Annotated in this window: 26 protein-coding genes; 7 read left to right on the top strand and 19 right to left on the bottom strand. The window is 52.8% G+C overall.

Annotation, left to right across the window (positions count from 1 at the left end; all coding sequences use genetic code 11):
- A partial coding sequence (locus tag B2067_RS05785; RefSeq protein WP_301387768.1) for an SDR family NAD(P)-dependent oxidoreductase occupies positions 1-438 on the top strand: 438 nt, incomplete at its 5' end.
- Positions 439-565: 127 nt separating this feature from the next.
- On the opposite strand, the gene B2067_RS05780 is transcribed toward B2067_RS05785, so the two are convergent.
- Positions 566-1,414: an SDR family oxidoreductase gene (locus B2067_RS05780; RefSeq protein ID WP_301387767.1), complete on the bottom strand. Its 849-nt coding sequence runs from the start codon at positions 1,412-1,414 to the stop codon at positions 566-568.
- 92 nt (positions 1,415-1,506) lie between these two features.
- On the opposite strand from B2067_RS05780, the gene B2067_RS05775 reads away from it, so the two are divergent.
- Both B2067_RS05775 and B2067_RS05770 read left to right on the top strand, forming a co-directional pair.
- Entirely contained in the window at positions 1,507-1,914 is a 408-nt protein-coding gene (locus tag B2067_RS05775) for a winged helix-turn-helix transcriptional regulator (RefSeq protein WP_076515635.1), read from the top strand.
- 52 nt (positions 1,915-1,966) lie between these two features.
- On the top strand, positions 1,967-3,391 hold the full coding sequence (locus tag B2067_RS05770; RefSeq protein ID WP_301387766.1) for a class II fumarate hydratase: 1,425 nt from the start codon (positions 1,967-1,969) through the stop codon (positions 3,389-3,391).
- Here the strand turns inward: B2067_RS05770 and B2067_RS05765 are convergent.
- The 17 genes from B2067_RS05765 to B2067_RS05685 all read right to left on the bottom strand — a co-directional run bounded on the left by B2067_RS05765 (position 3,379) and on the right by B2067_RS05685 (position 20,336).
- The gene (locus B2067_RS05765) at positions 3,379-3,783 is read right to left on the bottom strand and encodes a hypothetical protein (protein WP_076515631.1); all 405 of its coding nucleotides are present in this window, start codon (positions 3,781-3,783) and stop codon (positions 3,379-3,381) included. The two genes, B2067_RS05770 and B2067_RS05765, sit on opposite strands and share 13 nt — an antisense overlap.
- A 31-nt stretch (positions 3,784-3,814) precedes the next feature.
- Entirely contained in the window at positions 3,815-4,291 is a 477-nt protein-coding gene (gene ybaK, locus B2067_RS05760) for a Cys-tRNA(Pro) deacylase (RefSeq protein WP_068441419.1), read from the bottom strand.
- Positions 4,288-4,530, bottom strand: a complete 243-nt coding sequence (locus B2067_RS05755; protein ID WP_076515629.1) for a DUF1653 domain-containing protein — start codon at positions 4,528-4,530, stop codon at positions 4,288-4,290. The genes ybaK and B2067_RS05755 overlap by 4 nt, the downstream gene beginning before the upstream one ends.
- A gap of 22 nt (positions 4,531-4,552) precedes the next feature.
- Positions 4,553-5,272 carry an SIMPL domain-containing protein gene (locus tag B2067_RS05750; protein WP_076515627.1) on the bottom strand — a complete coding sequence of 240 codons (720 nt, stop codon included), beginning with the start codon at positions 5,270-5,272 and terminating at the stop codon, positions 4,553-4,555.
- A 32-nt stretch (positions 5,273-5,304) separates the two neighbouring features.
- Positions 5,305-6,258 (bottom strand): thiamine-phosphate kinase, encoded by a 954-nt coding sequence (gene thiL / locus B2067_RS05745; RefSeq protein WP_301387765.1) that lies wholly within the window; start codon positions 6,256-6,258, stop codon positions 5,305-5,307.
- Between the two features lie 3 nt (positions 6,259-6,261).
- A complete protein-coding gene (gene nusB, locus B2067_RS05740; protein WP_068444007.1) occupies positions 6,262-6,723 on the bottom strand; it encodes a transcription antitermination factor NusB in 462 nt (153 codons plus the stop codon).
- 5 nt (positions 6,724-6,728) lie between these two features.
- A complete protein-coding gene (gene ribE / locus B2067_RS05735; RefSeq protein WP_297530964.1) occupies positions 6,729-7,205 on the bottom strand; it encodes a 6,7-dimethyl-8-ribityllumazine synthase in 477 nt (158 codons plus the stop codon).
- A gap of 20 nt (positions 7,206-7,225) precedes the next feature.
- Positions 7,226-8,341, bottom strand: coding sequence for a bifunctional 3,4-dihydroxy-2-butanone-4-phosphate synthase/GTP cyclohydrolase II (gene ribBA, locus B2067_RS05730; protein ID WP_297530965.1), 1,116 nt, complete (start codon positions 8,339-8,341; stop codon positions 7,226-7,228).
- A 12-nt stretch (positions 8,342-8,353) separates the two neighbouring features.
- Complete coding sequence (locus tag B2067_RS05725) at positions 8,354-9,004, bottom strand: riboflavin synthase (protein ID WP_301387764.1); 651 nt, start codon at positions 9,002-9,004, stop codon at positions 8,354-8,356.
- Position 9,005: 1 nt separating this feature from the next.
- On the bottom strand, positions 9,006-10,145 hold the full coding sequence (ribD, locus tag B2067_RS05720; protein WP_301387763.1) for a bifunctional diaminohydroxyphosphoribosylaminopyrimidine deaminase/5-amino-6-(5-phosphoribosylamino)uracil reductase RibD: 1,140 nt from the start codon (positions 10,143-10,145) through the stop codon (positions 9,006-9,008).
- A complete protein-coding gene (nrdR, locus tag B2067_RS05715; RefSeq protein ID WP_301387762.1) occupies positions 10,142-10,696 on the bottom strand; it encodes a transcriptional regulator NrdR in 555 nt (184 codons plus the stop codon). The genes ribD and nrdR overlap by 4 nt, the downstream gene beginning before the upstream one ends.
- Positions 10,697-10,835: 139 nt before the next feature.
- The gene (locus tag B2067_RS05710) at positions 10,836-11,756 is read right to left on the bottom strand and encodes a metal-dependent hydrolase (protein ID WP_301387761.1); all 921 of its coding nucleotides are present in this window, start codon (positions 11,754-11,756) and stop codon (positions 10,836-10,838) included.
- 367 nt (positions 11,757-12,123) lie between these two features.
- Positions 12,124-13,023 (bottom strand): metal-dependent hydrolase, encoded by a 900-nt coding sequence (locus B2067_RS05705; RefSeq protein ID WP_297530975.1) that lies wholly within the window; start codon positions 13,021-13,023, stop codon positions 12,124-12,126.
- Between the two features lie 195 nt (positions 13,024-13,218).
- Positions 13,219-14,118 carry a metal-dependent hydrolase gene (locus tag B2067_RS05700; protein ID WP_068443994.1) on the bottom strand — a complete coding sequence of 300 codons (900 nt, stop codon included), beginning with the start codon at positions 14,116-14,118 and terminating at the stop codon, positions 13,219-13,221.
- Positions 14,119-14,383: 265 nt separating this feature from the next.
- Positions 14,384-14,725 (bottom strand): hypothetical protein, encoded by a 342-nt coding sequence (locus B2067_RS05695; protein ID WP_068443993.1) that lies wholly within the window; start codon positions 14,723-14,725, stop codon positions 14,384-14,386.
- A 157-nt stretch (positions 14,726-14,882) separates the two neighbouring features.
- Positions 14,883-16,145 carry a serine hydroxymethyltransferase gene (glyA, locus tag B2067_RS05690; RefSeq protein WP_297530980.1) on the bottom strand — a complete coding sequence of 421 codons (1,263 nt, stop codon included), beginning with the start codon at positions 16,143-16,145 and terminating at the stop codon, positions 14,883-14,885.
- Positions 16,146-16,250: 105 nt separating this feature from the next.
- Complete coding sequence (locus B2067_RS05685) at positions 16,251-20,336, bottom strand: sensor domain-containing protein (RefSeq protein WP_301387760.1); 4,086 nt, start codon at positions 20,334-20,336, stop codon at positions 16,251-16,253.
- Between the two features lie 229 nt (positions 20,337-20,565).
- Here B2067_RS05685 and ettA point away from each other — a divergent pair, with 229 nt between their 5' ends.
- The 4 genes from ettA (at position 20,566) to glp (ending at position 24,706) form a co-directional block, all read left to right on the top strand.
- Positions 20,566-22,227, top strand: a complete 1,662-nt coding sequence (gene ettA, locus B2067_RS05680) for an energy-dependent translational throttle protein EttA (RefSeq protein ID WP_068442553.1) — start codon at positions 20,566-20,568, stop codon at positions 22,225-22,227.
- A gap of 110 nt (positions 22,228-22,337) precedes the next feature.
- The gene (locus B2067_RS05675) at positions 22,338-22,706 is read left to right on the top strand and encodes a PilZ domain-containing protein (protein ID WP_301387758.1); all 369 of its coding nucleotides are present in this window, start codon (positions 22,338-22,340) and stop codon (positions 22,704-22,706) included.
- Between the two features lie 69 nt (positions 22,707-22,775).
- Positions 22,776-23,459 (top strand): fumarylacetoacetate hydrolase family protein, encoded by a 684-nt coding sequence (locus B2067_RS05670; RefSeq protein ID WP_301387756.1) that lies wholly within the window; start codon positions 22,776-22,778, stop codon positions 23,457-23,459.
- Positions 23,456-24,706, top strand: coding sequence for a gephyrin-like molybdotransferase Glp (gene glp / locus B2067_RS05665; protein ID WP_301387753.1), 1,251 nt, complete (start codon positions 23,456-23,458; stop codon positions 24,704-24,706). The genes B2067_RS05670 and glp overlap by 4 nt, the downstream gene beginning before the upstream one ends.
- An 85-nt stretch (positions 24,707-24,791) precedes the next feature.
- Here the strand turns inward: glp and fdxA are convergent, their stop codons facing one another.
- The gene (gene fdxA / locus B2067_RS05660) at positions 24,792-25,121 is read right to left on the bottom strand and encodes a ferredoxin FdxA (RefSeq protein ID WP_068442541.1); all 330 of its coding nucleotides are present in this window, start codon (positions 25,119-25,121) and stop codon (positions 24,792-24,794) included.
- Between the last annotated feature and the right edge of the window lie 104 nt (positions 25,122-25,225).

The following is a 25,225-nucleotide window of genomic DNA, read 5'->3' as shown; positions in this document are numbered from 1 at the left end:
ATCTTCGGTCTGGCGTCTCAGCCCCTGATGAGCGGCTACAACGCATCTAAGTTCGCGGTACGCGCTCTGACCGAATCTCTGCGTCAGGATCTGGATATTGCAGGTTCTTGTGTAAGTACTACCTGTGTACACCCAGGTGGTATCAAAACCAATATTGCTCAGTCGACTCGTTTTAACGAGAAGTCGTCTGAAATCACTGGTGCGGATGCGGATGCGTCTAAAGCTGAATTCGAGCGTCTGTTCATTACCACGCCTGACAAAGCAGCAAAAACCATCATCAATGGCGTTAAGAAAAATAAGCGTCGTGTACTGATTGGCCCTGATGCCGTTGCGTTTGACCTGATGGTTCGTACCATGGGTTCCTGGTACCAGAAAGTCATCGTGTCAGTTATGAAGCTACAGGCAAACCAGAACCGTAAGAAGAATAAAACTGCTTAATAAATTAACAGGCAGGCATATTAAAAAGCCGCTGCACATATGTGTAGCGGCTTTTTTATTTTTTGCAGATCGTATGAATAGAAATCTACTCTTAGGCAGTGCGCCAATCAGGTATTTTAATTCACTGTTAAACAGCCTTTTTCACTGACTCTGCGATCGGGGTCGTTGGTCGGCTAATGAGTCCGCTCAGCGTCTGGCTTTTATCGTATAAACCTCCCTGTGAAGCCCCCGTGTCTGAATCAGCAAGCATATGTGCCAGTGGTGCAGGTAAGCCAGCTTGCTCAAGGGCTGATGCATAGTCGGCTTCAGGAAGGTTGACGTAACCGATTTCTTTCCTGGTTTGTTGGCTGATCTCCGCCGCCAGCTCTGCGAGTGTGTAGGCTTTATCGCCAGACAGTTCATAAATTTTGCCACCCTGATTGTTCAGGGTAATTACTTTCGCAGCAGCAGCGGCGTAGTCTGCTCGGGCTGCAGACGCGATCAGACCATCGCCCGCACAGCCGTAGAGTGTGCCCAGCTGAAGCGCTGCGGGAATGCCTGCTGTGTAGTTTTCGCTGTACCAGCCATTGCGCAGCAGGGCGAACGGAATGCCAGATTCCGATAGTATGGCTTCGGTGGCACGGTGTTCTTCGGCAAGCCCGAGGGGCGAGGTATCGGCGTGCAGAATACTGGTGTAGGCAATCAGCCCTATGCCATTTTCTTTCGCAGCGTTAATGACATTCTGATGTTGCTGGGCACGTTGTCCCACCTCACTTGAAGAAATCAGCAATAATTTTTTAATGCCTTTGAGGGCTTCGATCAACGTGCCTGGTTCATTGTAATCAGCCTGGCGGACGGTGATCCCGCGCTCAGCGAGATCACTGATACTTTCTGGGGTTCTTACCAGTGCGGTTATTTCTGATGCAGGTGTTGTCGTGAGCAGTTCATCGATAACAAGGCGTCCGAGTTGGCCTGAGGCTCCGGTGATTGCAATCATTGTATGTACTCCGTATGTGCTTTCGTTGTGTGATGAAACCACTTTAGACGCTATACTTACTTTTAGTAAGTACGCACCAAAAGGTAAGTATGATGAGTGGACCTTCAGAAACAAAAAAGTCGCCGAAGCTATCAGAACGCTTCGAACGCGGAGATCTCTTTGCAGCCCCCTGTCCGTCAAGGGATGTTCTGAATCATGTGTCGAGTCGTTGGGGCGTTCTGGTGCTGATTGGTTTGCGTACCGGCACACACCGTTTCAGCGAGCTGCGCCGAAAAATTGATGGCGTCAGCGAGAAGATGTTGGCTCAGACACTTCAGGCTCTTGTTAAAGATGGCTTCGTCAGCCGGGTATCCCATCCGGTCGTTCCGCCTTTTGTCGAGTACAGCCTGACGCCAATGGGCGAAGAGGTTTCCGAAAAAGTGATGGCACTCGCTGACTGGATTGAAGAGAACTTTGCCAGAGTACTCGAAGCCCGGGATAGTCTCGACTCCGTCAATTGAACTCCTCAGCCTGTAGACAGACAAAACTCTATATTTAAAACGGAGCAGTAACATGGCCTCTCAATTCAGGACCGAACGTGACAGCATGGGCGAAGTGCCGGTGCCTGCCGATGCTTTGTACGGCGCGCAGACTCAAAGAGCGATTGATAACTTTTCTATTTCAGGCCTGCCAATGCCTGAACGTTTTATTCGTGCACTTCTTATGCTGAAGCGGGCAACGGCAGAAGCGAACCTCTCTTTGGAGAAGCTGGATTCCGATAGGGCTACTGCCATTGTCGAAGCCGTCGATCAGTTACTGAGTGATCCAGCATTAATAAGCCATTTCCCCGTCGATATTTTCCAGACGGGGTCGGGCACCAGTTCAAATATGAACGCGAACGAGGTGATCGCAGCACTGGCGTCGCGTTCACTTGGCTCTGAGGTCTCGCCTAATGATCATGTCAACGCGAGCCAGAGCAGTAATGATGTGATTCCTTCCGCCTTGCACGTGTCGGGCTTTATTGCACTGTCAGAAGAGCTGTTGCCGGCGCTCTCTCATCTTGTTGAAGTTCTGGAACAGAAGGCGGCATCGCTTGCTCATATTACGAAAACCGGGCGTACGCATCTGATGGACGCGATGCCCGTACGTTTCGATCAGGTGTTAGGTGGATGGTCGGCACAGATCGAACACGCCATGCGTAATCTTGAAGACGCTGGTAGTAAATTACAGAGTCTGGTGATTGGTGGTACTGCTGTTGGTACCGGCGTGAACGCCGATGATGATTTTGCTGAAAGTGTATGTCGTTATCTGAATGCTTATCTGAGCAGCGATATAAGCGCTGATTTCAGCAGTTCGGCAGAGCAGGGTTTCTATCCGGCGAACAGTCGCTTTGCGGGCATGGGAGCGCAGGATGTTGTGGTGGCGGTGTCTGGCGCCCTGAAGACTCTTGCCGTCGCTTTGATGAAGATAGCGAATGATCTGCGCTGGATGAACTCAGGGCCTCTTGCAGGGTTGGGCGAGATTGAACTGCCCGCTCTGCAACCCGGTTCATCCATTATGCCCGGTAAGGTGAACCCGGTGATTCCGGAAGCCGTCGCGATGGCCTGTGCTCAGGTGATGGGTAACGATACAACAATTACCGTGGCTGGGCAGTCCGGTAACTTTGAACTGAACGTGATGCTGCCCTTGTTTGCGAGCAGGTTGCTCGACAGCATGCAGCTAATGAGTCGCTCTGCGACCAGCCTGGCCGACGATGCAATTCTTGGCTTTACGGTACGTGAAACATCGGTGACTGAACCTTTGGCAAAAAATCCGGTACTGGTGACAGCGCTTAATCCTGTTATTGGTTATCTGAAGGCGGCTGAGGTAGCCAAGGCTGCGTATCAACAAGGGCGTCCGGTGTTGGATGTTGCGGCAGAGATGACGGATCTGAGCCGCGAAGAGTTAGAGTCTCTGATGGACCCTCAGGCACTGACTGAGTCAGATCAGAGTTCGTAAGTCGCTTTGCAATAGGCAACGCCTGAGGCCAGTAAGTATTTCTGGCAGACATTGAGTGTGCAATAGAACTCGTCTGTTCTGGCTTCATCCGGGCGGATGATTTCTGGCTCTCCCTGGTAACCTTTCTTGCAGAGCTCTGAGGCCCGACGGTGCCAGATATCTTTAAGATTACTCAGGGTCCGTTCTTTGGTCAGCATCATGGCAGGTAAGCTCTCGTGGCGCACTTCAATAACATGCACGCCTTCGCTGACTTCTTTGTTGATGTAGCCATCGGTCTGAGCAGGCTGTTCGGGTGAATCGAGCTGAACGGCCTGATAGTCCAGGGGCGCGCAGCCAGCCAGAGTGAACAGCAGGGGGACAAGTAAAACCGGAATTAATCGCAGGGCGTTCATGAACAGCCTAGAGTGCCTTGATGTAAAAGGCCTATTCTGCCGTAATTTTAGCGAAAATGCCTCTGCTCAATGTCGCCAGATCGTCTGCATGTAACGCAATTTCCAGCCCGCGGCGCCCTGCGCTGATATGAATGCGTGGCAGAGCCTGTGCTGAGGCGTCAATCACAGTCGGAAGCGCTTTTTTTTGCCCGAGAGGGCTGATGCCTCCTACGACGTATCCGGTGGTGCGCTCAGCGACTTTAGGATCGGCCATTTCGGCTTTCTTTGCCCCCACGGCTTTAGCGATGGATTTCAGACTCAGGGTGTTTGAGACGGGAAGTACTGCGACAGCTAACGTGCTTTTATGGCCACTCAGGCTGACCAACAATGTTTTGAAAACACTGTCTGGGGGCAGCCCGAGTTTCTCAGCCGCTTCAAGACCGTAGCTTTCAGCGTTAGCATCATGGCTGTATTCAAGCAGCTCATATGTTATGCCGCCTTTTTTCGCGGCGTTTACGGCAGGGGTCACTCGACGTCTCCGCTGTAAACGCCGATGTAACGAAAGCGCGGTTGTGACCCTTCGGCCGTCGTCACCTGTTCTGTGAACATGGTCAGGGGGCGTACCCAGTGGCTGAAGTCACCGTACAGCGTGCGGTAATGTACCAGCCATTCTTCTGTTTCACTGTGTCGGACCAGCCCAAACACTTCATAGTCGCTACCCTTGTAGTGGCGGTAGCGACCCGGTTGTATCTCGGGTGCTTCGTTCATCTCTGGTATTTCGCTCGCTCTGTCAGTCTTCTTCCATCTCGAAACGGACCTGAACCTGCTGGCTGATGGTCTGCTCCTGAATTTTCATACCGCTGCCGCTGTCTGCTTTGGCAGACCGCATCATCGGGGCGCTTTCCATCATCATAACTGGCTGAGGGAAGTGTGCAGCCTGCTCCTGAATCCAGAGCACGCCAGTCACTTTCTGCCCCAGAGTGGCCGCCATTTCTTCCGCTTTAGCTTTGGCATCCAGCAGGGCCAGGCGGCGGGCTTTGCTCTCGTGCTCTGCGGGCTTATCAAAACCAAGGCTGGTGTTCTGAATACGGTAGCGCTCGTCGATCAGGACTTCTTCAAGAAACGGGCCGTATTTATCCAGCGTACGAAGGGTAATGGTAACAGGGCGAATAACACGGTGACCGATCAGTTCGCGTTTGCCATTGCCCTGATATTCCCATTGAGGGTAATTGCTGATGCGGACTGATTCGATATCGTCTTCGGCAATGCCGTGTTCCTCTGCGACTTTCGATAGTTGCGCGAAAGCATCATCGACTTTGTTTTTTGCGCGTACGACGTCTTTTTCTGTCGCACTGAGTTCAACGGAAAGCGTCAGGAAATCCGGATAAACATCCAGTTCCCCCTGACCGCTGACGTCAATATAAGCGCTGTCACTGAGTGCCGGGGCGCTCATGCTGATGGTAAAAAGAAATGTGCCCAGTACGGCAAGGAATCTGTTGTGAGTATTCATGGCAATCGTCCTGTGTGAATCTCAGAGCAGTATCAACTTCGGAAGTGGGTGTACCCTTCTTTGCTGAATACCAGTAATTCATTATTTTTGTGGACGCAGACATCTGCGTCGCCGGCAGTGACGTTACCTACGATCCGGCACTCGCGTAATCCTGCCGTTAATGCGCAGGCTTCAATGCGCTCGCGGGCATCGGCGGGTGCGGTAAACAGTAGCTGGTAATCGTCACCACCGGTCAGACATTCATGCCAGCGCGGATGTTCCCCATTGACTGCAGTAGGTATCTTCTCGGCATCCAGATTCATCACGACACCGGAAGCATTCGCTATGTGGCGGGTATCCTGAATCAGTCCGTCTGAGATATCGATGGCGGTCGTGGCCAGACTCAGCAGCAGGTGCCCGAAAGACAGGTGAACTCTGGGGTGATAGTAGGGGGCTGTGTCCTGATCGTCTCTTGTCGGGTCTCGGAGGACGTCGTCGAGTATCAGTGCTGCTCCTCCGACCTTGCCGGTGAGCCAGATGTCCTGGCCCGGACGCGCAGCATCGCGTCTTAAGCCCAGCCCTCGTGGCAGCCAGCCTTGCACAGCAATGGTAATGGTCAGGTGTTCACCGTACGTAGTATCACCGCCTAACAACGGCATATTTAACGTATTAGCTGTGAGGCGTAGGCCAGCAGCAAGGTCACGGAGAAACCAGTCTTCGCTGTTGTTCAGTGTCAGGGCGAGATGAAAGCCTTGCGGTACAGCGCCCATAGCAGCAAGGTCGCTGGTGGCGCAGCGCAGTGCACGGCCAGCAATCAGGCCAGGCGGAGCATCAGCAGGAAAATGCACACCCGCAACCTGAGTATCAATGCTCTGGGCGAGTTCCATATCGGCAGGGGGGGTGATCAGGGAGCAGTCGTCACCAATACCCAGCAGCAAGTCGCTCGCTGCCGGGTAACCGGTAGAAAAACAGTCGCGGATCAGGTCAAACTCTGAGGACCGCGCCAAAAGTCAGCCTTTGCCGCCGCGGATTTCCACCATACGCTCACGTTGTGCCAGCTTATCCAGAACACCGTTAACGTATTTGTGACCATCGGTAGCGCCGAAGGTCTTCGCCAGCTCAATGGCCTCGTTAATGACGACCTTGTAAGGCACATCAATACGGTGGCACATTTCAAAGGCGCCTAAGCGAAGAATCGCCAGTTCTACTGGAGTCAGCTCATCGATGCGACGATCCAGGAACGGCTGAATTTTTTCGTCCAGTACACTCTTTTCTTTGGGCACGCCATGAAGAATATCGTGGAAATACTCGTCATCCACTTTGCTCATGTCGTTGTCAGTGCGGAATTCGGCTTCGATGTCGCCAAGACCGCTACCAGACACTTGCCATTGATACAGTGCCTGCAATGCAAAGCGGCGCGCCTTACGGCGCGCAGCTGGGCTGGATTTCTGATGGCCAGAAGCTCGGGACATTGTCCTTACGCCTCCATTGCTTTGAGCAGTGCAACCATTTCAAAGGCTGACATTGCTGCTTCTTCACCCTTGTTACCTGCCTTGGTACCAGAGCGTTCGATGGCTTGTTCAATGGTGTCGACAGTGAGAACACCGAAAGCAACCGGGATATCGTATTCCATCATGACAGACGCCAGGCCTTTCGAGCATTCGCCAGCAACAAACTCAAAGTGCGGCGTACCACCACGAATAACAGCACCCAATGCGATGACCGCATCGTATTTGCCAGACGCTGCTGCTTTTTTCACGACCAGCGGAATTTCTACAGCGCCCGGTGCACGGATAATGGTGATGTTGTCTGCTTCAACGCCATGGCGTGTAAGAGAGTCGACAGCACCTTCAAGCAGGCTTTCAACAACAAAGGCGTTCCAGCGGCCAACTACGATGGCGTACTTGCCGTCGTTCGGGGTCAGATTCCCTTCGATTGTACGGATGTGTTTCATAATGATTTCCTGTCGGTCATTTATTCGCTGAATGGCAGATATTCGGTGATTTCGAGATCGAAACCTGAGATGCCACTGTATTTCATTTCAGAGCTGAGCAGTCTCATCTTACGGACGTTCAGTTCGCGCAGAATCTGAGAGCCAGTGCCGATCGTCAGGAAGGCACCGCTGCTGTCTGTGTTCGGGCTGCGCATAGGCTTGGCGCGGCCAAAAAAGTTATCAAGAGAAGCGCTGACGTCTTCTTTCTGATCTGCTGAGAGCAGAACCAGTACGCCTTTACCTTCTCTCGCAATATGCTCCAGGGCTGCCGTCGAAGACCAGCTGCCAGATTCGCAGGAGCGCAGACCCAGTACGTCGCGGATCATATTATTGGTCTGAACGCGAACCAGAGTTGGCTCTTCCGGCTGGATATCACCCATCGTCAGGGCAAGATGCGTTTCGTTCTGAATCGTGTCGCGGAAGGTAATGAGATTAAAGTCACCAAACTCAGTATGAGCTTTGTCTTCAGAGACGACTTCAATGGTTTTCTCGTTGGCCATACGGTACTGAATCAGGTCAGCAATAGTGCCGATTTTCAGGCCGTGTTTTTCTGCGAAGACTTCGAGGTCAGGGCGGCGGGCCATGGTGCCATCGGCGTTCATGACTTCAACAATGGCTGCCGATGGAATCAGGCCAGCCAGGCGAGCGAGGTCGCAGCCTGCTTCGGTATGACCAGCACGGCTCAGTACACCGCCCGGGCGCGCTCGCAGTGGGAAGATATGACCTGGCTGGACGATGTCATCTGGCTTGCCCATCGGGTTTACAGCGGCGAGGATAGTTGCTGCACGGTCTGCTGCTGAAATACCAGTGGTAACGCCTTCTGCCGCTTCGATAGAGACGGTGAAGGGGGTAGAGAACTTAGCACCGTTGCCCGCAACCATCGATGGCAGACCCAGATAGTCACAGCGTTCACCCGTCAGAGTCAGGCAGATCAGACCACGCGCCTCTGTTGCCATAAAGTTGATGATGTCGGGGGTGACTTTCTCGGACGCTACAATGATATCGCCTTCGTTTTCGCGATCTTCGTCATCCATCAGGATAACCATCTTACCATCGCGGATATCGGCAATAATTTCTTCGATACTGTTCAGAGCCATAATACTTCCCGGTTATTTCCAGAAGCCATTCTCAGCGAGAAACGCTGGTGTCAGGCGACTTTCATCGTGTGTTTTTTGTCCCAGAAGCTGCTCGAGGTATCGAGCAATTACATCTACCTCGAGGTGCACTTCTGCTCCGGCTTCCAGGTCGGCCAGAGTCGTTTCCTGCGCCGTATGCGGCACAATGTTTAATTCAAACCCCGTTGCAGTCAGCGCGTTGGTCGTCAGGCTGACGCCATCCACGGTCACTGAGCCTTTAGCGGCTATGTAGCGACGCAAGTCGGCCGGCACTTCAATGTCAAAGCGGATTGAGCGCGCATCAGCTTTGCGTCCGCGGACAACACCAACGCCGTCGACATGACCGCTGACAATATGGCCGCCCATACGGGTCGTAGGCAGCATCGCTTTCTCAAGGTTCACGCGTGTGCCCGGTGCCCATTGCGCTATACGTGTGTGAGCCAGAGACTCCCGTGATACATCGGCTTCAAAGCCATCGGCATGGGCGGCAACGACGGTCAGGCAGACACCATTGGTTGCAATGCTGTCGCCGAGCTTTACGTCGCTCAGGTTGAGGTTGCCCGTATTGATCCGCAGGCGCAGGTCGCCTTGTTCAGATCGGGTACTGGCTATTTTGCCCACTGCTTCAATAATACCGGTAAACACGTCAGGCCTTCTTTGCTGCTTCAGAAGTATCGGGGTGTAGAGTCAGCCGCAGGTCATTGCCGATCATGCGAACGTCCTGCCATTGCCAGCGGATCTGCTGATTCATCTCACTGAGTGGCAATGATAGCAGTGGCCGCGCGTCACTTCCGAGTAATGTTGGCGCGCAGTATACGATAAGTTCGTCGACGAGGCCTGCACTGACAAAGGCACCCGCGAGTTTCGCTCCGCTTTCGATCAGTACTTCATTGTTGCCCTGAGTCGCAAGGTGACGCAACAGAGCGTCGATGTCAGTGTGATCATCACGTTCGCCAGCCCAATAACTCAGCGCCCCAAGACTAATATCGCGGTGAATGGGTGATGCTGGAGGTGTACGGGCAGCAATCAGAATCTCTCCGGGCTTGTCGAAGATCGTAGCCTCGTTACTGACACGGTGAGCACCGTCTACGATGATTCGCAGAGGTTGCCGGCGCAGATCTTCTGGGATATCCAGGCCCGCCTCATCAGGGCGCACCGTCATGGACGGGTTATCGATGATGACGCTATCGGCCCCGGTAATAACTGCGCAGCTTTGGGCTCTGAGCGCCTGAACATCCCGCCGGGCTGCACTGCCTGTAATCCACTGGCTTTCACCGGATGCCATCGCGGTACGTCCGTCGAGACTCATCGCAAGCTTTATCCGCACATACGGCAAACCTGTGCGCATACGTTTCATAAATCCAGCATTGATCGCAGTTGCTTCAGCTTCGAGACACGACTCGACAACCTCAATGCCTGCTTGTCTGAGCATCTCGTATCCGCGCCCGGCAACGCTCGGGTTAGGGTCCCGGACTGCGCCAACGACTCTGGCAACGCCGGCCTTAATCAGTCCTTCTGCGCATGGAGGCGTTCGGCCATAGTGGCTGCAAGGCTCTAGCGTAACGTAAGCCGTAGCGCCGCGTGCCTCATCACCGGCAACGCGCAGTGCATGAACTTCGGCGTGCGGCTCGCCGGCTTTCTGGTGCCAGCCTTCTCCGACTTTGACGCCGTCTTTGACAATAACGCAGCCAACTCGGGGGTTAGGGCTGGTCGTGCACAGACCTTTCTTTGCGAGTCGGAGGGCGTCAGCCATCCATTCCAGATCACTGGGTAAAATGCGGCTCATGATGATTTCTCACTACCAGGGTCATCAGTTCCGGTCTCTGAAGATTCTGAAGAGACGAGCGTTGAATTCCCGACAGCCTTAACGACGGCAGGAGAAGCCGCTTTCAAACTGATCCGTTCGATTTCGGCACGAAACTCTTCCAGGTCTTTGAAGCTGCGATAAACCGATGCAAAACGGACGAAGGCGACCTCATCCAGCGAGCGCAGCTCGTCCATCACCCATTCCCCTACGTCTCGGCTGGCGACTTCGCGTTCGCCAGTGGCTCTGAGTTTCTGTTTGATATGAGTGATGGCCGCCTCAATCGATTCGATGCTGACAGGGCGTTTTTCGAGTGCGCGCTGGATGCCTGAACGAAGCTTATCTTCGTCAAAAGGTTCACGCTTTCCGTCCTGCTTGATCACTCGCGGCATAACGAGCTCGGCAGTTTCGAAGGTGGTGAAGCGTTCACCACAGAGAATGCATTCCCGGCGCCGACGGATTTGTTCACCGTCAGCCACGAGACGTGAGTCTATGACTTTGGTTTCCGGATGTGCGCAGAAAGGGCAATGCATATTAAAGAGCGGTCCGTTCAAAGAAAAGCGGATAAAAACTGGCCGCAATGGTACTCAGGTTCTACCTTTGCGGCAATAAAAAAGGGCCGCTGATGCGGCCCTCTGACAAGAACGGAATGTTCCGTTGCCTGTCGGCTGATTAAGCAGCCGTTGTGCGAACGTGAGAAGGGTTTTTGATCTGGTCAGCCAGAATACCACCCTCCTGCAGCATTTTTTCACGCCAGTCGTCCAGCAGCTGAACGGTGTCGTGGTCGTTCGGGTGGAAGCCCGGACGGAAGTAGTCCATGTACTTGAAGAACAACTGTGGGAAGAGACCTTTCCAGCCCCAAAGGAACCAGATGCCTTTCAGGTTATCCTTCAGTTTGAACAGGCTGCGGTCTGCCCACATCAGGCGGATGTGACCCTGGCCAACAATCGTGAAGAAAAAGATGGTTGAAACCAGCATTGCGAATACACGGGTGAAGTAACCGCCACCGATTGTCTCGTATACATCATACGCAACAATCTTGTGTTCGTTTTCTTCCAGCGCGTGCCACATCCACAGCTTCAGAGCTTCTGGATCCTGAATGTTCTCCTGGTGACGCTCGTCACGCAGCAGCTGCTCAGCAAGAATTGCTGTGTAGTGTTCAAGCGCTACCGTGATAGCCAGCTGAAGCTTCTTAGGCAGAATTTTGCGACCAAGCTTGAACAGCATGCCCAGCTCTTTATCCAGCGTGTTAGCTGGCAGACCATTGCGCTCAGCGATGTCGTTGAAAGCAGCGTGCTCTTTCGAGTGCATAGCTTCCTGACCGATGAAGCCTGACACCTGGTCTTTCAAAAGCTGGTCTTTGATTTCGTGACGGTAGTTCTTCACGGAATCAACGAAGAAAGTTTCGCCTTCCGGGAACAGTGAAGACAGTGTTGTCCAGAAAGTCGTCAGGAATGAGTTGTCCGCGTACCAGTAGCGCTTGGAATCTTCAGAAAATTCGAAATCCATACGGCGCGGCGGAATACCTGCACGCTCACCTGCAGTCATGCGTACCTTGCCAGTTGGGGCAGTAGCGGTTGCTGTAGTAGTCATACGATACACCTGCGTTGGTTTATGTTTGTTGTAGATGTTGTTTTGTTGAGTCTATTAGACGTGGCCAGACTTTCCAGTTGAAGGTATCTCTATGCCAAATTTTACGCGTGGCCGGGGGTGTCTTAAAGACAGGGTTAAGTAAGTTGTGGCTTAAATCACCGTAGCGAACTGATAAACAGGTGTCTAAAAAGCGTGATGTCGGTGAAAAACTGTCAAAATGTAACGATTTATAGGGGGTTTTTCTTTGCCAGGGGGGTAAATTACGGCCAAACGGGATTTACAGAAAATAGAAGAATATTTGAAAATCTGCCGGAATCAGGTGGATCTTCCTGATTCCGGCGTGTCAATGAGCGGTGCTCAAGCTGACTCAGGCCTTGCGGCTCTTACTGTAGGTCTGCTCTGCTAACAGGCCGCCGTCGTTCAGCATGCGCTGACGCCATTCTTCAAGCAATTCGACCGTGTCGTGGTCACTTGGGTGAAAACCCGGGCGATAGAAATCGAAATACTGGCGGCCAAGGCGAGGGAACAAGCCCTTCCAGCCCCAGAGAAACTTCAGACCGCGCCAGTTGGCTTTCCAGTTGGTGAGCTGACCATCGGCTTTCAGTAATCTTATGTGTCCACTGCCTACCACCACGGCGAAGACCAGAGTCCCGATCAGCATCGTACTGACGCGGGTCAGGTAGCCACCACCGACTTGCTCGTATACGTCGAAGGCCACAGTTTTATGTTCGTTCTCTTCCAGTGCGTGCCACATCCAGAGCTTCAGGGCTTCGCGGTCACGGAACATTTCCTGGTGGAAATCTTCGCGCAGCAGCTGCTCAGCAATGATCGCGGTGTAATGCTCAAGCGCTACGGTCAGAGCGAGCTGCATTTTCTTCGGTACATATTTGCGGATCAGGCGAAACAGAACCCCGAGCTCTTTATCCAGCTTCAGTGCTGGCAGACCGTGCTTTTCAGCCATGTCGTTAAAGGCTTCGTGTTCTTTGCTGTGAAGTGCTTCCTGGCCAATAAAGCCGGAGACTTCGTCTTTCAGCTTCTGGTCCGTGATGTCTTTACGGTAGTTCTTCACGCTGTCCACGAAAAAGGTTTCACCTTCCGGGAACAGGGCTGAAAGCGTCACCCAGAATGTTGTCAGGAAGGCGCTATCACCGTACCAGTATTTCGTTGTTTCATCCGGGAATTCGAAGTCCATGCGGCGGGGCGGAATACCTGCTCGCTCGCCTGCGGTGATACGTGGAGTTCCCTGTGCTTGTGTCATAGTAGCCATACGAAAACCTGCCTCTGTTTTCTATATTTTGTAGGGAGCGCATCTCTGTCATCGCGCTATGTCCTACAATTTAGAAGAAGTTTGCGTGTCCAAGAACGTGGCGACGGGGCAACAATCAGTGAATTATGATCAAAATAAGAAATGGCCGGAGTAATTCCGGCCATACATTGTTGGGTAGTAAAGAATACTTCTGCTTCAGGCAGCTTTGGATTTGCTGTAAGTCTGCTCTGCTAAAAGGCCGCCTTCGTTGAGCATACGCTCGCGCCAGTCCTCTAACAGTTTTACTGTATCGTGATCGTTGGGGTGGAAGCCCGGACGGTAGAAATCCATGTACTTGAAGAAGAGACGTGGGAATAACCCTTTCCAGCCCAGCAATTTCCAGAAGCCTTTGGCGTTGTCCTTGATATCAAACAGGGTGCCGTTTGCCCACAGCATGCGCAGGTGCCCCTGGCCAACGAAGACAATAAAGCCAATGGTTGCGACAATCATGGCGAAGATACGTGTGAAGTAACCGCCACCAATCAGTTCATAAACATCGTAGGCGACAGACTTGTGCTCGTTCTCTTCCAGCGCATGCCACATCCAGAGTTTCAGCGCTTCGCGATCCTGAATATTGTCCTGGTGGTCGGTGTCACGCAGAAGCTGCTCTGCCAGAATCGCGGTGTAGTGTTCCAGAGCCACAGTGGTCGCAAGTTGTAGCTTTTTCGGGAAGACTTTTTTCGCCAGATCCAGAAGGCCCCAGAGTTCTTTGTCGATACGCCCGCTAGGCAGGCCGTGGCGATCCGCCATGTCATTAAACGCTTGGTGCTCTTTGGTATGGAGAGCTTCCTGGCCGATAAAACCGGAAATTTCGTCTTTCAGTTTCTGATCTGTCACCACGTGGCGATAGTTTTTCACTGAGTCGATAAAGAAGGTTTCTCCGGCAGGGAACAGTGCCGACAGTGTGGTCCAGAAGGTGGTCAGGAATGCGTTGTCTGCATACCAGTAGCGCTTGGTATCGTCACCAAACTTGAAGTCCATACGACGCGGAGGGATCCCTGCACGCTCGCCAGCCGTCATGCGAGTCGTGGTTGTTGGAGTAACTGCCTCAGTCATATTGAAAATCCTGTGTTGTAGTGAGGTTGTTGTAAGTTGTCTGAGGCTATTGAACAACTGTCTGATGCGCGAAAGTAAGGGGTAAGCCAGCCAAGATTCTCAGGGTGTGGGGGTGTCTGACGTACGTTTCAGGGGTGATCAACTGACATTCTTAGGATTGGGCCAGTGATGCGAAATCAAAATATGATCTGGATCATTAAATACTCGCGGCCCAGACAGGTTATTTCTGGCCAGCTCAAACAGGTTTAGAAGGGCATGGCAGACCCTATGCCGTCTCAGTCAGGGGTTCCTGTTGTAACAGGCTGTCTATCGCATGCTGCAGACCGGCCTTCGACTTCTGGTAATTGATGATGTGGCCCCAGCGCTCGAACTGGCCAACAGAAAAACCTTCGGTGAGGTCATTGTAATAGATGCAGCGACGCCCGGCGGTCGCCAGAACCCAGAACCCGCAGCCTTCATTGCCCCAAGGGTGTTGTTGCCATAATTCAGCGGCAGGGAGCCGGATCGCGTTCCAGAAAGGGCGGACACTCTCTTCCAGCTGGCTTTCGTTGTGACTCATCAGGTTGATGAGCTGAACATAGGTGACGGGTTTCCATGAATCGGACATGCGGGAATCCTCTGTTTCTGGATCAGGTTTCAAGCATGACTACTCTATGAAAACTTTGTGACATACGTGTGACGCTGACAGGCGACCCAAGTGATCTGTCTCAATATTCAGGCATAAAAAAACCGGCCATCAGGCCGGTTTTTCGTTGTTCCAGTGTTTATTTGTACACAGGGAACTGTTCGCAAAGGGCGACAACTTTTTCTTTTACTGATGCTTCAACGGCTTCAGATTCACCTTTCTCAAGGCCATCAAGAATGTCGCAGATCCAACCTGCCAGTTGCGTAGCCTGCTCTTCTTTGAAGCCACGGCTGGTGATCGCAGGGCTACCGATACGCAGACCAGAGGTTACGAACGGCGAGCGAGGGTCGTTCGGTACAGAGTTTTTGTTCACAGTGATGTTAGCGCGACCAAGTGCCGCATCAGCATCCTTACCTGTGTACTCTTTACCGATCAGGTCAACCAGGAACAGGTGATCATCAGTGCCGCCAGAAACGACGTTAATGCCACGCTCGATGAACGTGCTGGCCATTGCCTGCGAATTCTTAACTACCTGAGCCTGGTAGTCTTTGTATTCCTCGCTCATTGCTTCTTTGAAGCACACGGCTTTTGCTGCGATTACATGCATCAGTGGGCCGCCCTGAGACTCAGGGAATACTGCGAAGTTGAACTTCTTGTTCAGGTCTTCGTCGTCGTTGGCCAGAATCAGGCCACCACGCGGGCCACGCAGAGTTTTATGTGTTGTGGTGGTCACTACGTCTGCAATACCGACCGGTGATGGGTATACGCCAGCAGCAACCAGGCCAGCGATGTGAGCCATATCGACAAACAGATAAGCGCCAACTTCATCGGCAATTTCGCGGAATTTCTGCCAGTCAACAACGCGAGAGTACGCAGAGAAACCAGCAACGATCATCTTAGGCTTGTGCTCACGAGCCAGACGTTCAACTTCTTCGTAATCGATTTCACCCGTTTCTGGGTTCAGACCGTACTGAACTGCGTTGTAAACGCGACCAGAGAAAGATACCGCTGCACCGTGAGTCAGGTGACCACCGTGCGCCAGGCTCATGCCCAGAATGGTGTCACCAGGCTGGCAAAGTGCGAAGTAAACGGCAGCGTTCGCCTGAGAACCTGAGTGCGGCTGAACGTTGGCATAACCTGCACCGAACAGCTCTTTGGCGCGATCGATAGCCAGTTGCTCAATCACGTCAACGTGCTCGCAGCCACCGTAGTAACGCTTGCCTGGGTAACCTTCAGCGTACTTGTTGGTCAGCTGAGAGCCCTGTGCTTCCATTACGCGTGGGCTGGTGTAGTTTTCAGAGGCGATCAGCTCAATATGATGCTCCTGACGGGCATCCTCAGACTGCATCGCTGACCACAGATCTGGGTCGAAATCCGCTATGTTCATATCACGGCTAAACATCAGGGCTTCCTCAAGTAGGATAATCAAAAATTTTTAAGGTGCACATTCTACCGCAAAGTTGCGCGCCTCGCACTTGAGAAGGTGTCATATCATCATGACTGATGTTCAGTTTTTGCCAAGATCTCTGATCAGCGAAGCTTCATCAATGGGCTTGCTGAAATAGAAGCCTTGAACCTCTTCGCACCTTGCCATCTGCAGGAAGGTCAGTTGCTCGGCGGTTTCGACCCCCTCTGCGATGATACCCATACCCAGGTTGTGGCCCATGGCGATGATGGTTCGCGATATCTGAGCGTCATCGGCGTTTTCCGGCAGGTTCTGGATAAAGCTGCGATCGATTTTCAAGGTGTCTACCGGGAACTGCTTGAGGTAGTTCAGTGATGAGTAGCCGGTACCGAAATCATCAATGGCGGTTTTGACGCCAGCGGCGCGTAACCCCCGCAGTGTTTCCATGGCAAGTTCTACATCTTCCATCAGGATGCTTTCAGTCAGCTCAAGCTCAAGCTGTTCTGGGCGAATGCCGGTCCGGATGATGATGTCTTTAACAATATTGAGGAAATCTTCAGAACGGAACTGGCGCGCAGATACATTCACTGCAATACGCTCAAGCCCGAGCTGTTCCTCTGCCTGCCAGCGAACAAAGCAACGGCAGCTCTCTTCGAGTACCCATTGGCCAATAGGTACAATAAGACCCGTATCTTCGATGATAGGAATGAAGGTGCCGGGGGAGATCATGCCCCGAGTCGGGTGAATCCAGCGTAGCAGGACTTCAACACCGACGGCTTCTTCACTGTCTGTGCGATATTGTGGTTGGAAATAGAGCTGCATTTCGTTCCGTGCTAATGCATGGCGCAGGTCGTTTTCAAGCTCGAGTAACTGGACTGCTTTACGATTCATTGAGGCTGTGAAGAACTGCATGTTGTCACGCCCCATGTCTTTGGCGTGGTACATGGCCATGTCGGCATTTTTCAGCAGTTCTATGACACTGTTACCGTCGTTGGGGTATACAGATATGCCGATACTGGCGCTGATAAAGACTTCGCGCTGATTCAGGTTAAACGATTGATGCAGTGACTCGAGAATACGTTCAGCAACGATGATGGCGGTATCTGAAGCTGCTGTGTGACTTGGCTGATCTGCGATCGCAATGGTGAACTCGTCGCCTCCCATGCGGCAGACAAGATCGCGTTGCTTAACGCAATTACGCAGGCGCCCGGCAACCTGTTTCAATACTTCGTCACCGGCAGGGTGGCCCATAGAATCGTTGATTGGTTTGAATCGGTCGAGATCGATAAAGAGCAGCACCACCCAGAGACCTTGCTTGCGCGCTCGCTTGAGCATGCCATCCAGTGTTTCGTGCATCTGGCTGCGATTTGGCAGAGCGGTCAGTGGGTCGTAATAGGCAAGCTTGTGGATACGCTCTTCGCTGGCTTTGCGCTCAGTGATGTCGGACATAATGATGATCAGGCTCTGAACTTCGCGATTCTGATCCCGAATCGCGCTGACCCCAGCCCAGCCGGTACGCATATCGCCCTGGCGGCGGCGATACGAAATCTCGCCTTGCCAGTAACCATCGACCATCAGCCGCTCGCCGATTTTCTCAATCAGGTCTTCTTCGTATTGCTCAGATGAAATCAGGAAGTCGGGAGTCTTACCTGTGACATCTTCGGCAGCATAACCGGTGATGTGCTGGAAGGCGCGGTTGGTATTGGCGATTTTAAGCTTCTGATCTGTGATCAGAATGGCCTCGTTACTGTTCTCGAACACTTCGGCTGCGAGTTGCAGCTCCTGCTCAATACTGCGGGACTCGGTGACATCCCGGCAGATACCCAGAAGCCCCTGAAGTTCGCCTTTGTCGTTCCACAGAAGGCTGGCTTGTAGTTCCAGAAGTACACGACTGCCATTGCTGGCCGAGGCATAGAAATCTTCCCGAATGACGGTACTGCGGCGCTTGGCTGTCTCCGGACTGTTGATGGCGATCTGTATCTGGTGTTGTAGTGCTTTGCCTAACCGTTTGAGGTCGGGCCGTGAAAAAATTCGTGTAACTCCACCATTCACCAGATCTTCGGGTTGATAACCCAACAGGCGTTGCACTGAGGTGCTTACGAAGTTGAAATTGAGCTGGGCGTCAGTGGCCCAGACAATGTCATTCATGTTCTCCGCCAGCAGGCGATAGCGGCGTTCACTCTCGACGATCTGTTCCTGCTTCTCAATGTCTGCGGTAACGTCTCTGCCGGTGCCGATATAGCGCTCTACTTTTCCGTCGCTGTCGTAGGTGAACGGTGTATCACGGAATTTGAGCACCCTGATTTCGCCGTCGGCATTGAGGAAGCGGGCGGTGGTTTCAATGGTCTGGCCATTGATGGAATTCCTGATATTCCTCAGGCCATCTCTGCAACGTGCGAGGTCGTCTTCAATCACGTAATCCATCCAGCTGCGCTCGATATACTCACGACTGTCCGGAAAACCTAAGAGCTGAGCGACGTGACGGTTGGAGAAAATTGTTTTTTGCTCAAGCCGGTCATTGACGTCAAGAACGTAGACTACATCAGGCATCGCTTCCATCACGTGCATCCAGAAAGCTTCACGCTCCCGGATCTTCTCAGTTGCCTGCTTACGCTCTGTGATGTCCAGCATGGTCAGTAATACCTGATGGCTGGAACTGGTGCGGAAGCTGATGCTCGCCCAGATATCGATAGGGCGGCCACTGCGGTCACGCAAGGTGAGTTCGCATTCGTTCTGCTGCAGTCGGAGAGATTTACTGCTGGTCAGTGCCTTCAGAAGTGGGGTCAGGGATTCAGGATGGCGCTGATAGTGAGCACCCATCGCTTCCAAGGTATCAAAGTCGCCGAGTTGCAGTGTAGCTTCGTTCACGCTGACCACTTTCAGGGTATCGGCAGTGCCGTCGAACTCACTCAGATCAAGCAGGCCGTGCGCGATACCTGCCTCTTCGAACAGAGCTTTGTATCGGGTTCTGCTGTGTTCGAGGGCGGCTTTGGCCTGCTCTGACTCAGTAATGTCCCGAAGTAACCATACGTAGCCGCTGACTTGTTTGTTGTCATACAGCATCTGCATTTTCTGCTCAAGAATATGTTTTCCGTCGGCATGCTGGACCTGCATAACGCGCTGATCAGGTTTCAGGCTCTCTATGGCTTCTGGTGCAAGCCCTCTGTTCCAGAGTGCATCGGGTGAAGGCCAGATATCCTCAAGAGACATGCCGAGTACCGGGTCTGGTTCTGTACGACCAAGCAATGACAATGCTTTGGGGTTCAGGTAATCGATGTGCCCTTCATGATCCGTAGATATAAAGGCTTCATCAATGGAACGAAGCACTCTGTCGGCACGGCGTTCGGTGTCTTCTGTGGCTTTCTGAAGAGCGACAACAGCCTCGCCCTGTTGGCTGAGATAGCGACGCAGAACAATCAGAAGAATGGCAAAAACGATAAGGAAAGTGGCCGGAATCCGGATGCTTTCTATGAGTTGTTCTTTCCAGTACCCCTGAATAGGCAGAGCAAGAATGTCCCATGGCGACATGGGGATACTGTCACGATAGAGAATGCTGTTTGTTTCTTCCTCGGTTAACAGAGTCGGGTGCAGTGTGTCTGAGTAAAACTGCTCGCGGATGGATACTGTATTATCCCGACGGTCGAAAAGCACCATTTCAAAACCATTGAAGCCACCTCTGAAAATAATCTCAGAGAGATGACTGTAGGCGCGTCGTGACACCATAATCATCGGGCCATTGCTGGTGTTGAAGCGTGTGCCAACGTAATAACCACCCAGATGGCTGTAGCGTAATGAGAAAATGGCCTTATCCAGGCCCTGTGAACGCAGTTCTTTTTCAATATCGCCGGGCTCGGTGGGGCTGAGCAGACTGCCGTAGTGGTTAAGCACCTTGCCATTCTGATCGGTGATGAAGAAGCCTGTTGCGTTAAAAATTGCGGCGCTTACGTGTCCCCAGAGGTCGTCCGTGTCTGCGTCTGCCGGGCGGTTTGCGTAGACCTCAAGCTGATCACCGTAGCTGCGGGTGAATATCTGGTTTGCGTGGAGTCCGGCCTTGATGATCAGCTCAGACTGACGTTTGTAGTGGTCAAGCGTCCGTTCAACGTCAATGTTGTATGCGTGCCGTGCATTCTGCCATTGCTGCCAGCTCTGAAAACTCAGAACGACGGTCAGAAATATAAAACTCAGCACAAATAGGGGAGTGTTCGCCCGATTTGTGGCGGCTGAGTGAAATTTAGCCTCTGGGGCTCCATGATGCGGGAGCATGTAAAGCGGTGTCCGTTAACGACTGATTATGGTTATTAACCTTAGTCATTGTCTGTCACCTTAACAACCAGAGGCCCTTCATAATGGGCTTTATTTGCCTTTCTATGGGCTTTTCAGTAGCGTTGCGGCGAAATACATTGCGGAGGCGATGCCCATGGCACAGTACGTATTCACTATGAACCGTTTAGGTAAGATTGTTCCACCTAAACGACAGATCCTGCGTGACATCTCATTATCCTTTTTTCCTGGCGCCAAAATTGGTGTTCTGGGCCTTAATGGCGCGGGTAAGTCGACCCTGCTCAAGATCATGGCAGGCATCGACACCGATATCATTGGTGAGGCTCGTCCTCAGCCTGACCTGAATATTGGCTACCTTCCTCAGGAGCCGGAACTTGACCCTGCGAAAGACGTGCGTGGTAACGTTGAAGACGGTCTCAGTGAGCTGATGAATGCCAAGGCCGAACTGGAGCAGGTCTACGCAGCGTATGCTGAGCCAGATGCTGATTTTGATGAGCTGGCAAAAAAGCAGGGCAAGCTGGAAGCCATCATTGAGGCGTCGGACGGCCACGATGTTGACCGTCAGATGGAAATTGCTGCCGATGCTCTTCGTCTGCCGCCCTGGGACGCCGACGTCACCAAGCTTTCTGGTGGTGAGCGTCGTCGAGTGGCTCTGTGCCGCTTGCTGATGTCCAAACCAGACATGCTCTTACTGGACGAGCCAACTAACCATCTGGATGCTGAATCGGTTGGCTGGCTGGAGAAATTCCTCGAAGAGTATCCAGGCACTGTTGTAGCCATTACCCACGACCGTTACTTCCTGGATAACTGTGCGGAATGGATTCTGGAGCTCGACCGTGGTCACGGTATTCCGTATCAGGGTAACTACACCACCTGGCTTGAGGCGAAAGAAAAGCGCTTAGAGCAGGAGAAGAAAGAAGAAGAGGCACACACTAAGGCGATCAAGCACGAACTGGAGTGGGTGCGTAAAGGCGCCAAAGGTCGTCAGGCGAAGAGCAAAGCCCGCCTTGCACGCTTCGAAGAAATGAACTCACGCGAGTTTCAGAGCCGTAACGAAACCAACGAGATCTATATTCCACCGGGTCCGCGTCTCGGCGATAAGGTCATTGAGTTCCATAACGTGACCAAGTCTTTTGGTGATCGTGTATTAATCGACAATCTCGATTTTACTGTACCACCGGGTGCGATTGTCGGCATCGTCGGCGGTAACGGTGCAGGTAAGTCGACTTTGTTCCGCATGATCGCTGGCACTGAGCAACCGGACTCTGGTGAAGTGGTTATTGGTGATACCGTGAAGCTGGCGTTTGTTGAGCAGCTGCGTGATGAACTGGATGACAGTAAGACCGTGTGGGAATCTATTTCTGACGGCCTCGACATGCTGGATATCAACGGCAAAGAGTACCCGAGCCGTGCCTACATTGGTCGCTTTAACTTCAAGGGCGGTGATCAGCAGAAACGGGTTGGAGAACTGTCAGGCGGTGAACGTGGTCGTTTGCAGCTCGCCTATACCCTGAAGCAGGGTGCTAATGTGCTGTTACTCGATGAACCGTCAAACGACCTTGATGTCGAAACCTTGCGTGCACTGGAGGAGGCCATTGATGCCTTCCCGGGGACTGTCATGGTGGTGTCGCACGACCGTTGGTTCCTGGACCGTATTGCAACGCACATCCTCGCGTACGAGGGCGACTCCAAGGTGACCTTCTTCGACGGTAACTACACCGAATATGAAGAAGATCGGAAGAAGCGCCTGGGCAGTGATGCTCAGCCTAAGCGTATGAAATATAAACGTTTAGCCTGATAGTTCGGTCAGGTCGCTGAAAAGTGACCTGACTGGAATAAATCGCATTCGCGAGCTTGCGGTTTCGCCAGAACAGGCTAAACCTGTTGTATCCCAAACAGGAAACAACCATGGAACAACGACAAGCAAAGCGCGTTCACCTGTTTCAACGGGTTCAGGTAGACGACGGAAATCAGAAGCTTGAAACCTTCTGCCTGGATATCAGTATGCGAGGCATTCTGCTGGTTATTCCGGAGAACGTTACCTGGCAGCTGGAGCAATCGCTGAAGATCAGCCTGACGCTCGACACAGGCGGCATTATCGACATGGATTGCTCCCTCGTGCATATCGATGACGACGTTGTCGGTTGTGCCTGTGACTCAATGGATTTTGAGAGTCAGGAAACCCTGCGCGGAGTGCTGGAAAGCAGTCTCGAAGTGCCTTCTCAGGTGAACCGAGAACTGGCAGAACTGATCTCATTCCCCGGCGGTAAAGCCTGACAACCAGACCTGATTCGCGGTAAACTCCGGCATGTTATAGTCGGGGTTTTACGTTGTAGCAGGTTCATTATGTTCACCCCTTCCCTTGATGGTGCGCTGTTTTCTTCGCCGGTCGGCAAGATCGTGTGCGTCGGTCGTAACTATGCGGCCCATGCCGCAGAGCTGAATAATCCCGTTCCTGATACCCCTGTCTTATTTATTAAACCTGCTGATGCGGCCTGTGATCTGCAGGCTCCGTTAAGTATTCCTCTGTCTCAGGGTGATGTTCATCACGAACTCGAAGTGGCTGTGCTGATTGGGAAACGTCTTCAGAAAGCCAGCGAAGCTGAAGTGTCCGGCGCTCTTGCCGGTGTCGGTCTCGGCCTGGATTTGACGTTGCGGGATGTTCAGTCCGTTTTAAAAGAGAAGGGCTTGCCATGGGAGCGCGCAAAAGCGTTCGACGGCTCGTGCCCTCTGAGCCCATTTGTATCTGCGGCGCGGGTATCTGACTGGCAGAACCTGAATTTCTCTTTGCACCGCAATGGAGCTCAGCAACAGTCAGGAAATAGTGCCGATATGCTTAACCCTGTACTGTCTCTGATCGCTCACATGTCTCAATCTTTTACCCTTAATCCGGGCGACGTGGTCATGACGGGCACACCTCCCGGTGTCGGGCCTCTAAACGTCGGGGATTCTCTCGAACTGGCGTTAGAGGATTGGATCGCAGTAACCACTGAGGTTGTGAGCCCGCAAGCTTCGGAGAAGAGCCTATGAACCCTTGTGATAAACCGGGTTTAACACCGGTTGATGACGCAATTGAGTATCTGTTATCGCAGGTGACCCCGGTGACTGAAGGCGAGCTTTGTCCGTTGGAGCACGCATGCGGACGGGTTCTGGCCGAGGACGTAATCAGCCCATTGAATGTTCCCCCTGCGGATAACTCTGCGATGGATGGCTATGCGGTTAACCCCGGCCCGCTTGAGAGCGGACGCATACCGATCGGTCTTTTCCGTCAGCGTGGTATTGTCCTGGCTGGTGAAATCTTCGAGGGCGTGCTCAGTGCTGGTGAATGTGTCCGGATCATGACCGGAGCCGTTGTTCCCGACGGGGCGAAGCTGGTGGTGATGCAGGAAAATACTGAGGTTGTGGATGCGGGGGTGCGGGTCGACAATCCTGAGTCTTTTCGCCACGGCGATAATATTCGTCGTGCTGGCGAAGATATTCGCCATGGAGACGTCGTGCTGAAAGCAGGGCGGCGCCTGACGCCTGCAGATTGTGGATTACTGGCAAGTATCGGTATTGCTGACGTGTTGGTTGTCCGGCCATTGCGGGTCAGCCTGCTAACGACCGGCGATGAGTTGATTGCCCCCGGTAATGACTTGCCTGCAGGTAAGATTTACGAGAGCAATTCCTATGTATTGCGCCCGGTTCTCACGCGACTGGGGGCTGAAGTAACCTTGGTTACCGCGGTGAGCGATACGCTTGAAGCCATTCAGGAAGCGCTGGAGACAGCCGCAGCGGATTCCGACATTATCATCACCAGTGGCGGTGTTTCCGTCGGCGAAGCGGACTTTACCCGTACGGCGGTCGAAGCGCTCGGGCAGCTTGATTTGTGGAAGCTGGCGATGAAACCGGGCAAGCCACTGGCGTTTGGGCGCATCGGCAAAACGCTTTTTCTGGGTTTACCGGGTAATCCGGTATCGGCCCTGGTGACATTGCATCAGATTGGGCTGCCTGTGCTACGGAGTCTATCTGGTGAAAAGGTTACTCCACCGATTCGTATTCCTGCCATCGCCAGCGAGCGCTTGAAAAAGCGTCCAGGCCGGGCGGATTACCAGAGAGGTATTGCTGAATTACATGAGGCTGGCCAATGGCAGGTGCGTAGCACAGGGCAGCAGGGCTCGGGAATTCTGAGCTCCGTCAGTAAGGCAAATTGTTTTATTGTGCTTGAGCAGGAGCGCGGCCATGTTGAGCCGGGTGAGACCGTGATGGTCGAAATGTTCGATCAATGGCTCAGCTGACATCGGATATAGAGCGCGAAGAAAACAAAAAGCCCCGGCAACATGAGTTACCGGGGCTTTTTTATGGTCAGGGCAGACCGGTGTATCAGCGTTCCAGATACTGAATCTTGTCTGGTACGCCGTCCCATTCTTCTGCGTCTGGCAGCGGATCTTTCTGCTCAGTAATGTTGTTATCCGCCCACTCTTCAGACAGCTCAGCGTTGAGCTCGATGTACTGTTCCTGACCTGCAGGCACTTCATCTTCAGAGAAAATGGCCTCTGCCGGGCACTCAGGTTCACACAGTGCGCAGTCAATGCACTCATCCGGGTGGATTACGAGGAAGTTCGGGCCTTCGTAGAAGCAGTCTACCGGGCAGACTTCAACACAGTCTGTGTACTTACACTTAACGCAGTTATCGGTTACGACGAAGGTCATCTGATCTTCTCCTGAATCATTATTCGGGGCTCTCTGGCCCTGCTAAATATCGGGCTCTTCGGCCCTGCTTATCACGGTTGCGGGTATTCTAGGTAGTCGGCGAT

This window comes from Thalassolituus sp. UBA2590 (assembly GCF_002339775.1).
Lineage (GTDB): Bacteria > Pseudomonadota > Gammaproteobacteria > Pseudomonadales > Oceanobacteraceae > Thalassolituus.
This window is presented reverse-complemented; position numbering and strand designations above follow the sequence as displayed.

Coding starts and splice junctions, on each gene's coding strand:
- B2067_RS05765 (WP_076515631.1), bottom strand. CDS start 3,783: ATGAACGCCCTGCGATTAATTCCGGTTTTACTTGTCCCCCTGCTGTTC.
- B2067_RS05750 (WP_076515627.1), bottom strand. CDS start 5,272: ATGAATACTCACAACAGATTCCTTGCCGTACTGGGCACATTTCTTTTT.
- ribE (WP_297530964.1), bottom strand. CDS start 7,205: ATGAAACACATCCGTACAATCGAAGGGAATCTGACCCCGAACGACGGC.
- ribBA (WP_297530965.1), bottom strand. CDS start 8,341: ATGGCTCTGAACAGTATCGAAGAAATTATTGCCGATATCCGCGATGGT.
- fdxA (WP_068442541.1), bottom strand. CDS start 25,121: ATGACCTTCGTCGTAACCGATAACTGCGTTAAGTGTAAGTACACAGAC.
- B2067_RS05705 (WP_297530975.1), bottom strand. CDS start 13,023: ATGGCTACTATGACACAAGCACAGGGAACTCCACGTATCACCGCAGGC.
- B2067_RS05770 (WP_301387766.1), top strand. CDS start 1,967: ATGGCCTCTCAATTCAGGACCGAACGTGACAGCATGGGCGAAGTGCCG.
- glp (WP_301387753.1), top strand. CDS start 23,456: ATGAACCCTTGTGATAAACCGGGTTTAACACCGGTTGATGACGCAATT.
- ettA (WP_068442553.1), top strand. CDS start 20,566: ATGGCACAGTACGTATTCACTATGAACCGTTTAGGTAAGATTGTTCCA.
- B2067_RS05710 (WP_301387761.1), bottom strand. CDS start 11,756: ATGACTACTACAGCAACCGCTACTGCCCCAACTGGCAAGGTACGCATG.
- nusB (WP_068444007.1), bottom strand. CDS start 6,723: ATGTCCCGAGCTTCTGGCCATCAGAAATCCAGCCCAGCTGCGCGCCGT.
- nrdR (WP_301387762.1), bottom strand. CDS start 10,696: ATGCATTGCCCTTTCTGCGCACATCCGGAAACCAAAGTCATAGACTCA.
- glyA (WP_297530980.1), bottom strand. CDS start 16,145: ATGTTTAGCCGTGATATGAACATAGCGGATTTCGACCCAGATCTGTGG.
- B2067_RS05780 (WP_301387767.1), bottom strand. CDS start 1,414: ATGATTGCAATCACCGGAGCCTCAGGCCAACTCGGACGCCTTGTTATC.
- B2067_RS05755 (WP_076515629.1), bottom strand. CDS start 4,530: ATGAACGAAGCACCCGAGATACAACCGGGTCGCTACCGCCACTACAAG.
- B2067_RS05675 (WP_301387758.1), top strand. CDS start 22,338: ATGGAACAACGACAAGCAAAGCGCGTTCACCTGTTTCAACGGGTTCAG.
- B2067_RS05775 (WP_076515635.1), top strand. CDS start 1,507: ATGAGTGGACCTTCAGAAACAAAAAAGTCGCCGAAGCTATCAGAACGC.
- B2067_RS05700 (WP_068443994.1), bottom strand. CDS start 14,118: ATGACTGAGGCAGTTACTCCAACAACCACGACTCGCATGACGGCTGGC.
- B2067_RS05670 (WP_301387756.1), top strand. CDS start 22,776: ATGTTCACCCCTTCCCTTGATGGTGCGCTGTTTTCTTCGCCGGTCGGC.
- ribD (WP_301387763.1), bottom strand. CDS start 10,145: ATGAGCCGCATTTTACCCAGTGATCTGGAATGGATGGCTGACGCCCTC.
- B2067_RS05695 (WP_068443993.1), bottom strand. CDS start 14,725: ATGTCCGATTCATGGAAACCCGTCACCTATGTTCAGCTCATCAACCTG.